This is a genomic window from Cellulomonas xylanilytica, assembly GCF_007989805.1.
Classification (GTDB): Bacteria; Actinomycetota; Actinomycetes; order Actinomycetales; family Cellulomonadaceae; genus Cellulomonas; species Cellulomonas xylanilytica.
This window is the reverse complement of sequence record NZ_BJUB01000014.1, coordinates 99,001-112,227: the sequence shown is the minus strand read 5'-3', so window position 1 is coordinate 112,227 and position 13,227 is coordinate 99,001. Positions and strand designations below refer to the sequence as shown.

Here is a 13,227-nt window from a genome sequence, read left to right as displayed (position 1 = left end):
GGTCCGGAGTGGTGACGAGTTCATCAACAGGCCCGGCCTCGGTTCGTCGCAGGGATGCCCGACTCGTTGGCGGTCCCGGGACGCGCGGACGCGGTTGTCCACAGACGTCGTCGAGCTCGACCCGATGGCGTCCGGTTTCGGTAGGTTTCCCCGCATGCACGCAGGGGAGCTCGCCAGCACAGCGCTGTCCATCGCACGCGCCGCCATCAGCGTCGTGGTCGTGGCGCTCGCTCTGTCCGCGTGTACGGGCGCGCCGCCGGGTCCTCAAGCGCCGACCGAAATCACCGCATCAGCGCCCACCGCTACGCCATCACAGAGCCCGACGCCGACCGTGGATCTGACCGTGCCGCCGGTACAGCCGAGAGCGATGGACACCCCGAGCGCTGATGGGGCCGCCGCGGCGGCGGCGTACTTCACGAAGCTCTACGCGTACGCCTACGCCACAGGGGACCTCACAACGTGGAATGGGATGTCGGAGCCGACATGCACGTTCTGCTCCAGCGTGACGGCCGGCGTGAACGCGATGCTTTCGGCCGGAGAGTCCGACAGCAGCGCAGAGATCGTTGTGACGAACGTTTCTGCACTCGAGATCACCCCGAGCGCGTTCTACTCCGCAGAACTGCAGATGAGTCAGGGACCGTCGCAGCGATACGACAGCGCGGGGCAAGTCATCTCGCGGGGCGAGGGCCAGAGCTGGGATCTCGTCTTCGCGCTTGCATGGCGCGACGGGTGGTTCGTGCGCGAGATCGATTCCGAGCCGACGCAGACTGCAACGCCGTGATCGCCACGGTCACGCTCGCGTTCGCGCTCATGCTCGGTCCCGAGCCGCCACCTGCCGCTCCGGTGAACAGTTCTTGGGGCAACGCCGTCAAGGCCAAGGCGGCCGGCTCGGCTGTGCTTCTCAACCTCGGACACTCCGAGTCTCAGGCGATTGCAGGTATGGCGGTTCCTGCCGCGGAAAGGCTTGTCGAGTACCAGCGTGCTGCGATGTGCAACACGTCGTCTGCCATGACGACCACACCGCTGAATGGCGCCTGCCCCGCGGCGGAGGGCGACGCCGGAGTCAACGACTGTGGCGGCGATACGCCGCTTCTCCCAATGTGGGCCCGCGACAGACCGAACGTCGCGAGCCAGACCTGGTCTGCCTGGTACCAGGTCGACGCCGGTGGCTGTCCTGCTGACATCCTGCCCGTCCTCACGGTCGAGGACTTTCGCCGGCTGCCGCTTGCACCGCCGGTGCTCAACCTGCAGCCCGACCGCGGGTGGGTGCTGGTCAACAAGGAGACGATCGTCTCGACGGAACGGACCGAGCAGACGTTCCGGACCGAGCTGCTCGGGCACGGCATCGACGTCATCGCGACACCCGACACGTTCACCTACGACTTCGGCGACGACACCGATGCGCTGGTCACCCGAAGCGCAGGCCACCCGTGGCCGGATCACGACACGTTCCACTTCTACGAGGAGCTCGGGACGGTGCAGATCACGTTGACCACGACGTGGAAGGGCCAGTACCGGGTCGACGGCACGACCCAGTGGCGGGACGTTGTCGGCACCGCGGAGACCACGGTCACCAGTGCACCGTTCACCGTCGAGGAACGTCGTTCCCGGCTCGTGTCGAGTCTCTGCACCGACATCCCGAAGCCCGACGACTGCGACTGATGACGTGCTGGATGCCGATGCGATGACTCGACGGAGCGATGCCGCGCTGGAGGAGCTCGAGGCGCTCGCGTCGGGCGACGACTCGGGACCGGTAGCGGTGGATGCCGGGCGACGCGTGCTTGATGCCTCGTCGGACGAGTGGTGACCGACGCGGGAGGGCGCTGGTGGGCCCGTTGAGGACCTACGACCGCGGTTCGGGGCGCCTCTGGTCGGTGGTCACGTCGGGGTCGATGCGGTCGGCGGTGCTGAGGCGCTCGTCCAGCTCGGAGCGGGCGCCGCTCGCCTCGGTGCCGCGGGCGCGGGCCTCGTTCGCCAGGGCGGCGGCGTCGGCGGCGCGGGCGTCGGCCTCGGCCTGGGCCAGGCGTGCCTGGGCGTCGAGCCGGGCGGCTTCGGCCTCTCGGCGCTGGACCTCGACCTGGTCGGCGGCGGCCTTCTCGCGGATCTCCTGTGCCCGCGCGCGTTCGGCGTCGACGCGGTGCGATCCGCGACGCCGGCTCATGGCGACGGCCGCGATGATCAGCAGGACGACGACCACGATGGCGACGATGATCCAGACGGTCTGCGTGTCCATGGCACTTCCTCCTCGGAGCTCGACCCCCCGGCTCTGATTGGACTGCCGTCCTGGAGGGCCCGCAACCGGGAGCGTGCCTACGGAGCTGCGTGGCAGTGACGGAGGATCTCGTCGACGACCCGCTCGACGGGTGCGGTGGAGTCGATGGCGATGCCGTCCGTCGGCACGTCGGTCTTCGTCTGGTGCCAGTGCACGATGCGCTCGCGCTCGGTGGGCACCCCGCCGCCCCACTCCTCGTCGGGGCGTGCGTCGAGCCGTCGGTGGAGCGTGTCGAGGTCGACCTCGAGGACGAAGACGCGGTCGAACAGGTCGATGAAGGTGGGGTAGTTCCGTGACCCGCCGCAGAAGAAGGTGGCGTCGTGGTTGTGGTCGGCGACCAGGGCTCGGACCGTGACGACGTCCCAGAGGTGGTTCTCGTGACCGTCGGCCTCGGTGGGTTCACCGGTTGCGGGGTCGCCTCGGTAGGCGAGGACCCGGTCGCCGTGGACGACGTGGTGGCCGCGGCGTTCGAGCTCCTCGGCGACGGTGGTCTTGCCGGTGCCGGAGAGGCCTTCGATCAGGTAGTTGCGTCTGCCCATCTGCGGGAACGTCCCCTCGTCAGTCGAGTGCTGACTGCGGGTCTACCACGCTCCGGGTCGAGCGTTCGCGGGGATTTGTCAGCGGTAGAGCGGTCGCGGGCTCGTCGTGAGCGGGTCTAGCTTCTCTGCCGTCCAGCGCAGGGTGGCGGCGACGTGCGGGCGGAGGGTGCCACGGCGTCGTCGTCGCGGTGCCTCGTCGGGGATGGCCGGCGCCCCGGGTAACGCCGAGTGCTGCAGGTTCCAGGTGGCCCTCGCTCCGATGACTGCCAGTCCCTCGATCATGATGACCTCCGCTACCAGTGAAACCGCGTATACCGGTAGCGTACCGCTGCGCTACCATCAAAACAACGTATGGAGGAAGCGGAGGAGATCATGCAGGAGGTGCCGGAGCTCGTCGGCGGGGCGCTGTGCCTCGACGTGGCCAACTCGGTGGACGGCCGGGTCCTCGACGTGCCGCTGGACTACCTGACGACGTACTCCGACCTGGTCGACTGGGCGTCGCGCGCTGGCGGCCTGTCGGCCGCGGAGTCGACGGCGTTGCTCGCCCGTGCGGACGCGGACCCGGGAGGGGCGAGCGAGGAGCTGGACCGCGCTCGGGCGCTGCGGGAGTCGGTGTTCGAGCTGTTCTACGGTCTGGCCACGGCAGGGGTCGCCGACCCCGAGCGCCTCGCGGCGGTGCAGAGGGAGTACACCGACGCGCTCGGGCACGGCCGTCTCGAGCCGGGCGACGACGGTCTGCGCTGGTCGTGGGAGACCGAGCTCGCGCTCCCGCGGTGGTTGGTCGCGCAGTCGGCGATCGACCTGGCGACGGGTGGATCGCTGCGACGGGTCAAGGCGTGCGCGTCGCAGGACGGCTGCCAATACCTCTTCGTCGACACGTCGAAGAACGGCAGCCGGCGGTGGTGCAGCATGACCGACTGCGGCAACCAGGCGAAGTCGCGGCGTCTCACCGCGCGGCGGCGCGCGGATCGCAGCGGAGGTCGATGAGCCGGTCAGTCGCGTGAGAGCAGCAACGCCTCACCCTGCCCGCCCCCGCCGCACAGGGCGACGGCCGCGCGACCGTGCCCCAGCCGCGCCAGCGCGGTCGCGGCGTGCCCCGCGAGCCGCGCCCCGGACGCCCCGATCGGGTGCCCGAGCGCGATCGCGCCGCCGTGGATGTTGGTCTGCTCGAGCGGGTACGCCAGGTCGCTCAAGGACTGCACGACGACCGAGCCGAACGCCTCGTTGATCTCCAGGAGGTCGACGCTCGACAGGTCCCACCCGCTCCGGGCGAGCGCGGCGGAGATCGCGGCGGACGGCTGCGAGTGCAACGAGTTGTCCGGACCGGCGACCTGGCCGGAGGCGCCGACGGTCGCCAGCCAGGTCAGTCCGCGCTCCTCGGCGACGTCCCGGGCCGCCACGACGACGGCCGCGGCCCCGTCGGTCAGGGGAGAGGCGTTGCCCGCGGTGATGGTCCCGTCGGCCGAGAACGCCGGCCGGAGCGACGCCAGCGACTCGACCGTCGTCTCGGGCCGGATCCCCTCGTCCAGGGAGACGACCACCGGTGCACCTCGGCGCTGCGGCACCTCCACCGGGACGATCTCCTCGGCGAACACACCCGACTGCACGGCCGCGGCCGCGCGCCGGTGGCTCTCGGCGGCGACGAGGTCCTGGGCGTCCCGGTCGATGGAGAGGGCCTTGTTGCCGCGTTCCGTCGACGAGCCCATCGACTCGCGGTCGAACGCGTCGGTGAGCCCGTCGAAGGCCAGGGAGTCGACGGCCTGGATGTCGCCGTAGGTCCACCCGCGACGCGAGCCGGGCAGGAGGTGCGGCGCCTGGCTCATCGACTCCTGGCCGCCGGCGACCACCACGGACGCCTCGCCGAGCCGGATCATGCGGGCGGCGTCGATGATCGCCGTCAGCCCGCTGAGGCAGACCTTGTTGATCGTCGTGGCGGGCACCGTCCACGGGATCCCGGCCGCCACGGCGGCCTGGCGAGCGGGGTTCTGCCCGGCGCCGGCCTGTACGACCTGGCCCATGAGCACCTGGTCGACGTCGGACGGGTCGACGCCCGCGCGGGCCAGCGCTCCGCTGATGGCGGCGGCGCCGAGCGAGGCCGCGGACAGGGACGACAGGCCGCCGTTGAGGCGCGCCATCGGCGTCCGGGCGAAGGAGAGGATCACGACCTCGCGGTCAGCGTTCATGACAGCACCATCTCTCGCACGTCGTCGGCGATCGTCAGAGGGACGAGGGAGGTGGCCTCGACGACGTCCTGCACGGACACGCCGGGGGCGCACTCCCGGAGCACCAACCCGTCGGGCAGCACGTCGATCACGGCCAGGTCGGTGATGATCCGGTCCACCACGCCGACCCCGGTGAGCGGGAGGGTGCACGCGGGCAGGATCTTGGCGGACCCGTCGCGCGCGACGTGCTCCATCAGCACGACGATCCGACGAGCGCCGTGGACGAGGTCCATCGCCCCGCCCATGCCCTTGACCATCTTCCCGGGGATCATCCAGTTGGCGATGTCGCCGGAGGAGGACACCTGCATGGCGCCGAGGATCGCGACGTCGACCTTGCCGCCGCGGATCATCGAGAAGCTCACGGCGGAGTCGAAGTACGACGCGCCCGGCGCGATCGTGATCGTCTCCTTGCCGGCGTTGATGAGGTCGGGGTCGACGGCGGCCTCGGACGGGTAGGGACCGACGCCGAGCACCCCGTTCTCCGACTGCAGGACCACCTCGACGCCGGGCGGGACGAAGCCGGGCACCAGCGTCGGCAGGCCGATCCCCAGGTTCACGTACGACCCGTCGGACAGCTCGAGCGCCGCCCGTGCGGCCATCTGCTCCCGCGTGAGGCTCATGAGACCGTCCTCCGTTCGATGCGCTTGTCGGTGGCCTCGTCGGGTGAAAGCGCGACGACCCGGTCCACGAAGATGCCCGGCAGATGGATGGCATCGGGGTCCAGCGAGCCGACCGGCACCAGCTCCTCGACCTCCGCGATCGTCACCGCGCCGGCGGCCGCGCACAGCGGGTTGAAGTTGCGCGCCGACGCGTGGAACACGAGGTTCCCGTGCCGGTCGCCGCGGGCTGCGCGGACCAGCGCGTAGTCGGCGGTGATCGCCTCCTCGCGGACGAACTCGTGGGCCACGCCCCGCACGGTGAACGTCTCGACGGGCTTGGGGGGCGAGGAGACGAGGACCGAACCGTCGGGGGAGTACCGCCACGGCAGGCCCCCGGAGGCGACCAGCGTCCCCACCCCGGTACGCGTGTAGAAGGCGGCGATGCCGCTCCCACCTGCACGAAGACGCTCGGCGAGGGTCCCTTGCGGGGTCAGCTCCACCTCGAGCTCCCCGGCGAGGTACTGCCGCGCGAACTCCTTGTTCTCGCCCACGTAGGAGGCGACGATGCGCCGGATGCGACCGGCCTGCAGCAGCAGCCCGAGCCCCCAGTCGTCCACGCCGCAGTTGTTGCTCACGACCTCAAGGTCCTGGACGCCGGACTCGAGCAGAGCGTGGATCAGCACGCTCGGGATACCGCACAAGCCGAACCCACCGACCGCGAGGGTCGCCCCGTCGGGGATCTCGGCTACCGCCTCGACGGCGGACTGGACGACCTTGTCCATTCTTGCCTCCTGTCGACGACGACATTGTGTGCAGCCGTGTCGGCACTCGCGCTAGTCCAACATGTGGACCTACTCTGACGGGACATCAGGCAATGGGGCCTAGCTTCACAAGAGCGACGGTTCCGCCACCAGACGGAGCGAAACATGTTGCGTGCAGATGTGTCACCCGGCCGTGCCCTGCCCACCCACCAGCAGGCGGAAGCGCTGCAGCTGGTGACCCCCGACGGCGTCCGTCGGGACGATCCCGTGCACGACCCCTGGATCGCCGACGTCGACGACGAGCTGCTGCTGCACCTGTACGAGGACATGGTCGTCGTGCGGAGGTTCGACACCGAGGCCGTCGCGCTGCAGCGGCAGGGACAGCTCGGGCTGTGGCCCCCGCTGCTGGGCCAGGAGGCCGCGCAGATCGGCTCCGCCCGGGCGCTGCGCAGCGACGACTTCGTGTTCAGCAGCTACCGCGAGAACGGTGTGGCGTACTGCCGCGGCGCGCAGCCGACCGACCTGATGCGGGTGTGGCGGGGGACCGCGCTGTCGGGCTGGGACCCGCGCACGATCGGCATGGCGACGCCGCAGGTGATGATCGGCTCGCAGACGCTGCACGCCACCGGGTACGCGCTCGGCTGCGTCAAGGACGGCGTCGACTCCGTCGCCGTCGCGTACTTCGGCGACGGTGCCACCAGCAAGGGCGACGTGCACGAGGCGATGGTGTTCGCCGCGACGTTCGCGGCCCCGGTGATCTTTTTCTGCCAGAACAACCAGTGGGCCATCTCCGAGCCGGTGGGGCTGCAGGCCCAGCGGCCGATCGCGGACCGGGCGGCCGGGTACGGCATCCCCGGCATCCGCGTGGACGGCAACGACGTGCTCGCCGTGCTGGCCGCGACGCGGGAGTCGCTCGACCGGGCGCGACGGGGCGACGGCCCCACGTTCATCGAGGCCGTCACGTACCGGATGGGCCCGCACACGACCTCCGACGACCCGACCCGGTACGTCGACCCGTCGGACAAGGAGCAGTGGGCCGCGAAGGACCCGATCGCGCGGGTCGAACGGCTGCTGCGGGCCACGGGTGCGCTGACCGACGAGCGTGCCGCCGCGATCACGGCGAAGGCCGACGCGTTCGCCACCCAGATGCGGGAGGGCTGCTACGGCCTGCCCACCCCCGAGCCGCTGAGCGTCTTCGACGACGTCTTCGTCGAGCCGACACCCGAGCTCGAACGGCAGCGGAGCCAGTACGCCGCGTACCTCGCGATGTTCGACGAGGAGGCGTGATGGCCACGATGACGCTGGCCGCGGCGCTCAACAGCGGCCTTCGGCACGCGCTCGACGACGACCCCACGGTGGTGCTGCTCGGCGAGGACATCGGGACGCTCGGCGGGGTGTTCCGGGTGACCGACGGGCTCCAGCGTGACTTCGGCGTCGACCGCGTCATGGACACGCCGCTGGCCGAGGCCGGGATCATGGGCGTCGCCGTCGGGCTGGCGTACCGGGGGTACCGCCCGGTCGTCGAGATCCAGTTCGACGGGTTCGTGTACCCCGCGGTCGACCAGCTGATCACCCAGGTGGCGCGGGTGCACTACCGGACCCGGGGCGCGGTGCGGATGCCGATCACCGTCCGCATCCCCTACGGCGGCGGCATCGGGGCGGTCGAGCACCACTCCGAGTCGCCCGAGGCCTACTTCGCGCACACGCCCGGACTGCGCGTGGTCACGTGCGCCAGCCCGCAGGACGCCCACACGATGATCCGGCAGGCGATCGCGTGCGACGACCCCGTGGTGTTCTTCGAGCCGAAGCGGCGGTACTGGGTCAAGGGCGAGGTCGACGAGTCGATGCACGACGCGCCCCTGCTCGACCGCGCCCGCGTCGTCGTCGAGGGCACCGACGTCACGCTCGCGACGTACGGACCGCTCGTCATCACCGCGCGCGACGCCGCGATCGCCGCGCAGGACGACGGGCTGTCGATCGAGGTGGTGGACCTGCGGTCGCTGTCGCCCGTGGACCTCGACACCCTCGAGCTGTCGGTGCGCAAGACCGGGCGGCTCGTGGTGACGCACGAGGCGCAGGCCAGCGGCGGCCTGGGCGCGGAGATCGTCGCCGGCATCACCGACCGCTGCTTCGACGTCCTCAAGGCCGCGCCCGCTCGGGTGACCGGCTTCGACACCCCGTACCCGGCGGCGAAGGTCGAGGAGCACTTCCTGCCCAACCTCGACCGCATGCTCGACGCCGTCGACCGCGTGATGGGCAGACAGCACTCCCTGACCGGATGGAGGGCGTCATGACGACGATCAGGACCGTCACGCTGCCGGACCTCGGCGAGGGGCTGACCGAGTCCGACCTGGTGGAGTGGGTCGTGGCGGTCGGCGACACCGTCGAGCTCAACCAGGTCGTCGCCGAGGTGGAGACCGCCAAGGCGCTGGTGCAGCTGCCGTCGCCCTATGCGGGCGTCGTGGCCGAGCTGCTCGTCGAGCCGGGGGTGACCGTGCCCGTCGGGACGGCGCTCCTGACGATCGCGGTGGAGGAGCCGGCGACGGCCGACGGCGCCGCTGTGCCACCGGCCGTTCCGGCGCCCGCCGCCACCGACGCCGAGGACGCCGTGCCCGAGGCCGAGGGGGTCGCCCCCGCGGCGAGCGCCGCGCCCGAGCGGACCGCGGTGCTCGTCGGGTACGGGCCGCTGGTCGAGGGGTCGGCGCGACCGAGGCGCCGGTCGAAGTCGGAGGAGTGGGCTGCGGCGCACGCGGTCGCCGACGACGTCGGGCTCGCGCTCGCGGGCGGCCGGATCGGGCCGAGGGTGCTGCCGCCGGTCCGCAAGCTGGCCCACGACCTGGGCGTCGACCTCAACAAGATGGTCGGCTCCGGCAAGGACGGGATGATCACGCGCGAGGACGTGCTGCGCGCGGTGTCGGGCGTGGACGTCTCGCCGTCCGCCCGGCGGCCCGACGCCCTGTCCGCCGCGCACCGGCCCGGTCTGGCGAGGCCGCGCACGGACGTCCCGGCGCCCGCCCGCCCGGAGACCGCGGCGCGCGAGCACCGGACTCCGGTCGCCGGTGTGCGCAAGCAGACGGCCGCCGCGATGGTGGCCAGCGCGTTCACGGCGCCGCACGCGTCGACGTCGCTGACCGTGGACGTCACGCCGACGCTCGAGCTGCTGGAGGCGTTCCGGGCGGACCGCGCGCTGCAGGGTCACCGGATCTCGATCCTCACGCTCGTCGCCAAGGCGGTGACGATCGCGGTCGGCGGCAACCCGTCGGTCAACGCGCACTGGGACGAGGCCGCGGGGGAGATCGTCCAGTTCGGCTACGTGAACCTCGGGATCGCCGCGGCCACCCCGCGCGGCCTGCTGGTGCCGAGCATCAAGGACGCCGACCGGCTGCGGCTGCCGGATCTGGCCGACGCGATCGGGCACCTCACGGAGGACGCCAGGGCGGGCACGACGAGCCCGGCGGACCTCGCGGGCGGGACGATCACGATCACCAACATCGGGGTGTTCGGCGTCGACACCGGCACGCCGATCCTGGTGCCCGGGCAGGCGGCGATCCTGGCGATGGGGGCGATCCGGCGGCGGCCGTGGGAGTTCCAGGGCGAGATCGCGCTCCGCAGCGTGATGACGCTGAGCGTGTCGTTCGACCATCGGCTGGTGGACGGCGCGGAGGCCGCGCGGTTCCTGTCCGACGTCGGCACGATCCTGGCGCGACCGGGCATGGTCCTCGGCATGGTCTGACGAGTCGACGCCGAGCTCGCCGGTCCCGCCGACCTCGTCACCTGGCGCCGAGCTCGTCCGTTCGCACCGAACTCGTCCGTTGCAACCGACGAGCTCGGCGCAGAGTGACGAGTTCGGCACCGGGTGGCGAGCTCCGCGTCAGTGTCGCGCGGGGGCCAGGGGAGCGACTGGCGTCAGCGTCGTGCGCCGTCGGCGCACCGGGTACGGGACCGGGTGCACGACGACCCAGGCAGCGCCCGCGCAGATCAGCTCCTTGTACCGGGCCATGAGCCGTCCGCCGGGCGCGAAGGACCGGGCGCGGTCGTCGGGGGTGACGAACTGGATGAGCGCGTCGCGTCGGCCCAGGCTGATGCACTGGTGCACGTAGCTGAGCGGGGTGTGGGGAAGCTTCCCGCCGGTGAGGCGCGCGACGATCGAGTCCGCGGCCTGCCAGGACATCGGAACGCCCGACGCACACGACATGCGCATCGGCGTGCCCACCGTGGTGTGGGCGAAGGCGGCGTCGCCGACCGCGTAGACGTCGGGGTGGGACACCGAGCGCATCGTCCCGTCGACCACGATCTGCCCGCGGTCGGTGACGTCCAGGGTCGAGGCGGCGGCGATCGGGTGGGCGGCGAAGCCCGCGGCCCAGACCGTCACGTCCGCCGGGACGGTGGCGCCGTCGGCGGTCGTCACCGACGCGGCGTCGACGCGCGTGACGGGGGAGTGCTCGTGGACGGTGACCCCGAGCCGGTCGAACGTGCCGCGCAGGTGGCGACGACCCGACGGCGAGAGCCAGTCGCCGAACGCCCCGTGCACCGCGACCGCGACGTCGAGGTGCTCGAACGACTCGGCGATCTCGCTGGCGGCCTCGATGCCGGTCAGGCCACCGCCGACGACCACGACGCGTCCGCCGGGCGCGAGCGCAGCCAGCCGGTCCCGCAGCCGAAGGGCGCCTGGTCGGCTCGCGACCTCGTGGGCGTGCTCGAAGACGCCCGGGACGCCGTGGTCGTCGCGCGCGCTGCCCAGCGCGTACACGAGCGTGTCGTACGCGAGGTCGGCGCCGTCGTCGAGCGTCACGCTCCGGCCGTCCGCGTCGACCGAGACGACGCGCGCGACCCGCAGGGTCACGCCCGAGCCGGCCAGCAGGTCCTGCAGCGGGCGGTCGCGCACGATCTGGCCGGTGGCGACCTGGTGCAGACGCACGCGCTCGACGAAGTCGGGCTCGGCGTTGACCAGGGTGATCTCGACGTCGTCGCCGTGCAGGCGACGGGCCAGGCGCCCGGCGGCAGAGGTTCCGGCGTAGCCGGCTCCGAGGATGACGATGCGGTGCACCATGTCGCTCAGCTCCTTGGTTCGGGGGTTGGTGCCCCCTGAACTGAGCGTCGACCCGATCCCTGACACCGTCGGGCTGTGATCCGGGTCACCAGCCGGTGAGCAGCGGCTCGCCGTGGTCCGACGCGGCCCACCGACGCGACGCCCGCTCGAGCTTGTCGGGGTTGGCCTGGCTCAGCACCGCGGTGATCCCGTCCCGGGTCAGCTCCAGCGTCATGATGCCGACCACCCGGTCGCCGACGGCCACGACCACGGCGGGGCTGCCGTTGGCGGTCCCCGCGTAGGCGTCGGGCGAGCCGCCGATGATCCGGCGCTTCGCCTCGTTCGGTCGCAGGACCCCCCGCAGCATCTGCGCGACCGCCTGGGCGCCGACCACGACCTTGGCCCGTGCGGGCACCTTGCCGCCGCCGTCGCCCGCGCCCATCGCGTCGTCGGTCAGCAGCCGCACGAGCGGCTCGGTCTGCCCGCTCATGGCGGCCGCGAGGAACTCCTCGACCACGCGCCGGGCGGTCGCGCGGTCCACCTCGGTACGGACGCGCTCGCGGGCGAGGTGCTCCTTGGCGCGGTGCAGCACCTGCTGGCTGGCCGCCTCGGTGAGGTCGAGCAGCTCGGCGATCTCCGCGTGGGTGTGCGCGAACGCCTCGCGCAGCACGTAGACGGCTCGTTCGGTCGGGGTGAGGCGTTCCATGAGGAGCAGCACGGCGGTCGACACCGACTCGCGCTGCTCGACGGTCTCCGCGGGACCCAGCATCGGGTCGCCGTCGAGCAGCGGCTCCGGCAGCCACTGGCCGACGTAGACCTCGCGCCGCGCCCGCGCGGACTGCAGCTGCGTCAGGCAGAGGTTGGTCAGCACGCGGGTCAACCACGCGGCCGGCACGCGGACCTGGGTGCGGTCGGCGGCCTCCCACCGCAGGAACGTCTCCTGGACGAGGTCCTCGGCCTCCGCGGCCGAGCCCAGCAGGCGGTAGGCGATGGCGCCGAGACGCTGCCGGAGCCCCTCGAACACCTCGACGTCGTCCGGCGGGATCTCGTCGTCCACGCTCCGCACGCTCACGCGCCCGACCTTACGACGGCGCCCCGGCCAGGACGTGCGGACCGAGCCAGCCGAGCCTCAGCGGTCCCTCAGGGAGGTCGCCCGTGGGTGCAACGCGGCGAGCGCCATCTCCTCCAGCAGGGCCCGGGTCCGGGCGGAGGTCAGCGACCGGGCGCTGTGCGGGGTCGAGTTGAGCAGACCGAACGTCGCCTGGGCGCGCAGGCGGAGCTCGGCGCGGTCCGTGGCCGGGCTGAGCCGGGCGAGGACGTCGACCCACAGGTCGACGTACCGACGCTGCAGGTCCCGGACGGACTGGCGGTCCTGCGGCGAGAGGGCAGCGAGGTCGCGGTCCTGCACGCGGATGACGTCCGGGTCGCGCAGGGCGAAGTCGACGTGGAACCGCACGAGCGCCGCGAGGGCCGACGAGTCGTCGTCGGCGGTGGACACCACGGCCCGCCCGCCCGCGAGCAGCCCTTCGCTGACGCCGACGAGCAGTGCGGCGAGCACCGCCTGCTTGCTGGGGAAGTGGCGGTAGACCGCCGGGCCGCTGACGCCGACCGACGACCCCAGGTCCTCGATCGAGACGCCGTCGAAGCCGCGGCTGGCGAAGAGCTGCGCGGCCGACGACAGCAGCGCGTCGCGGCGCTCGGCCTTGGCGCGTCCCCGGGCGGTCGGCAGAGCCTCGAGCTGCTCGGACATCGGCGCGGCCTCCCGTCGTGGACAAGTGCGTGATCGCAGACTAGCCTGAATTCAG

Annotated in this window: 16 protein-coding genes; 7 read left to right on the top strand and 9 right to left on the bottom strand. The window is 72.0% G+C overall.

Going from position 1 to position 13,227, the window contains the following annotated elements:
* Positions 1 to 154 precede the first annotated feature (154 nt).
* The 3 genes from CXY01_RS19095 to CXY01_RS19085 are packed head-to-tail and all read left to right on the top strand — an operon-like array spanning position 155 to position 1,807.
* Entirely contained in the window at positions 155 to 781 is a 627-nt protein-coding gene (locus tag CXY01_RS19095) for a DUF6318 family protein (protein ID WP_146930864.1), read from the top strand.
* Positions 778 to 1,662 (top strand): hypothetical protein, encoded by an 885-nt coding sequence (locus CXY01_RS19090; RefSeq protein ID WP_146930861.1) that lies wholly within the window; start codon positions 778 to 780, stop codon positions 1,660 to 1,662. Before CXY01_RS19095 ends, CXY01_RS19090 begins: the two co-directional genes overlap by 4 nt.
* 4 nt (positions 1,663 to 1,666) lie before the next feature.
* A complete protein-coding gene (locus tag CXY01_RS19085) occupies positions 1,667 to 1,807 on the top strand; it encodes an antitoxin (protein WP_146930858.1) in 141 nt (46 codons plus the stop codon).
* A 36-nt stretch (positions 1,808 to 1,843) separates the two neighbouring features.
* Here the strand turns inward: CXY01_RS19085 and CXY01_RS19080 are convergent, their stop codons facing one another.
* From CXY01_RS19080 to CXY01_RS19070, 3 genes are all read right to left on the bottom strand, one after another.
* The gene (locus CXY01_RS19080; RefSeq protein ID WP_146930855.1) at positions 1,844 to 2,233 is read right to left on the bottom strand and encodes a hypothetical protein; all 390 of its coding nucleotides are present in this window, start codon (positions 2,231 to 2,233) and stop codon (positions 1,844 to 1,846) included.
* A 77-nt stretch (positions 2,234 to 2,310) separates the two neighbouring features.
* Positions 2,311 to 2,811 (bottom strand): AAA family ATPase, encoded by a 501-nt coding sequence (locus tag CXY01_RS19075; protein ID WP_146930852.1) that lies wholly within the window; start codon positions 2,809 to 2,811, stop codon positions 2,311 to 2,313.
* A 78-nt stretch (positions 2,812 to 2,889) separates the two neighbouring features.
* Positions 2,890 to 3,093, bottom strand: a complete 204-nt coding sequence (locus tag CXY01_RS19070) for a hypothetical protein (RefSeq protein ID WP_146930849.1) — start codon at positions 3,091 to 3,093, stop codon at positions 2,890 to 2,892.
* 90 nt (positions 3,094 to 3,183) lie between these two features.
* Here CXY01_RS19070 and CXY01_RS19065 point away from each other — a divergent pair, with 90 nt between their 5' ends.
* The gene (locus CXY01_RS19065; RefSeq protein ID WP_186813470.1) at positions 3,184 to 3,798 is read left to right on the top strand and encodes a CGNR zinc finger domain-containing protein; all 615 of its coding nucleotides are present in this window, start codon (positions 3,184 to 3,186) and stop codon (positions 3,796 to 3,798) included.
* A 5-nt stretch (positions 3,799 to 3,803) separates the two neighbouring features.
* On the opposite strand, the gene CXY01_RS19060 is transcribed toward CXY01_RS19065, so the two are convergent.
* The 3 genes from CXY01_RS19060 to CXY01_RS19050 are packed head-to-tail and all read right to left on the bottom strand — an operon-like array spanning position 3,804 to position 6,414.
* Entirely contained in the window at positions 3,804 to 4,994 is a 1,191-nt protein-coding gene (locus tag CXY01_RS19060) for an acetyl-CoA C-acetyltransferase (protein WP_146930841.1), read from the bottom strand.
* Positions 4,991 to 5,653 (bottom strand): CoA transferase subunit B, encoded by a 663-nt coding sequence (locus CXY01_RS19055; RefSeq protein WP_146930839.1) that lies wholly within the window; start codon positions 5,651 to 5,653, stop codon positions 4,991 to 4,993. Before CXY01_RS19055 ends, CXY01_RS19060 begins: the two co-directional genes overlap by 4 nt.
* A complete protein-coding gene (locus tag CXY01_RS19050; RefSeq protein ID WP_146930836.1) occupies positions 5,650 to 6,414 on the bottom strand; it encodes a CoA transferase subunit A in 765 nt (254 codons plus the stop codon). Before CXY01_RS19050 ends, CXY01_RS19055 begins: the two co-directional genes overlap by 4 nt.
* Positions 6,415 to 6,558: 144 nt before the next feature.
* Between CXY01_RS19050 and pdhA the strand changes: the two genes are divergently transcribed.
* The 3 genes from pdhA to CXY01_RS19035 are packed head-to-tail and all read left to right on the top strand — an operon-like array spanning position 6,559 to position 10,126.
* Entirely contained in the window at positions 6,559 to 7,680 is a 1,122-nt protein-coding gene (gene pdhA / locus CXY01_RS19045) for a pyruvate dehydrogenase (acetyl-transferring) E1 component subunit alpha (RefSeq protein ID WP_146930834.1), read from the top strand.
* A complete protein-coding gene (locus CXY01_RS19040; protein ID WP_146930831.1) occupies positions 7,680 to 8,687 on the top strand; it encodes an alpha-ketoacid dehydrogenase subunit beta in 1,008 nt (335 codons plus the stop codon). The genes pdhA and CXY01_RS19040 overlap by 1 nt, the downstream gene beginning before the upstream one ends.
* On the top strand, positions 8,684 to 10,126 hold the full coding sequence (locus CXY01_RS19035) for a dihydrolipoamide acetyltransferase family protein (RefSeq protein ID WP_146930828.1): 1,443 nt from the start codon (positions 8,684 to 8,686) through the stop codon (positions 10,124 to 10,126). The genes CXY01_RS19040 and CXY01_RS19035 overlap by 4 nt, the downstream gene beginning before the upstream one ends.
* A 138-nt stretch (positions 10,127 to 10,264) precedes the next feature.
* Here CXY01_RS19035 and CXY01_RS19030 read toward each other — a convergent pair whose 3' ends face one another.
* The 3 genes from CXY01_RS19030 to CXY01_RS19020 all read right to left on the bottom strand — a co-directional run bounded on the left by CXY01_RS19030 (position 10,265) and on the right by CXY01_RS19020 (position 13,172).
* Positions 10,265 to 11,443: an NAD(P)/FAD-dependent oxidoreductase gene (locus CXY01_RS19030; protein ID WP_146930825.1), complete on the bottom strand. Its 1,179-nt coding sequence runs from the start codon at positions 11,441 to 11,443 to the stop codon at positions 10,265 to 10,267.
* A gap of 85 nt (positions 11,444 to 11,528) precedes the next feature.
* Positions 11,529 to 12,494, bottom strand: a complete 966-nt coding sequence (sigJ, locus tag CXY01_RS19025; protein WP_246125493.1) for an RNA polymerase sigma factor SigJ — start codon at positions 12,492 to 12,494, stop codon at positions 11,529 to 11,531.
* 57 nt (positions 12,495 to 12,551) lie between these two features.
* Positions 12,552 to 13,172: an SACE_7040 family transcriptional regulator gene (locus CXY01_RS19020; RefSeq protein WP_146930822.1), complete on the bottom strand. Its 621-nt coding sequence runs from the start codon at positions 13,170 to 13,172 to the stop codon at positions 12,552 to 12,554.
* Between the last annotated feature and the right edge of the window lie 55 nt (positions 13,173 to 13,227).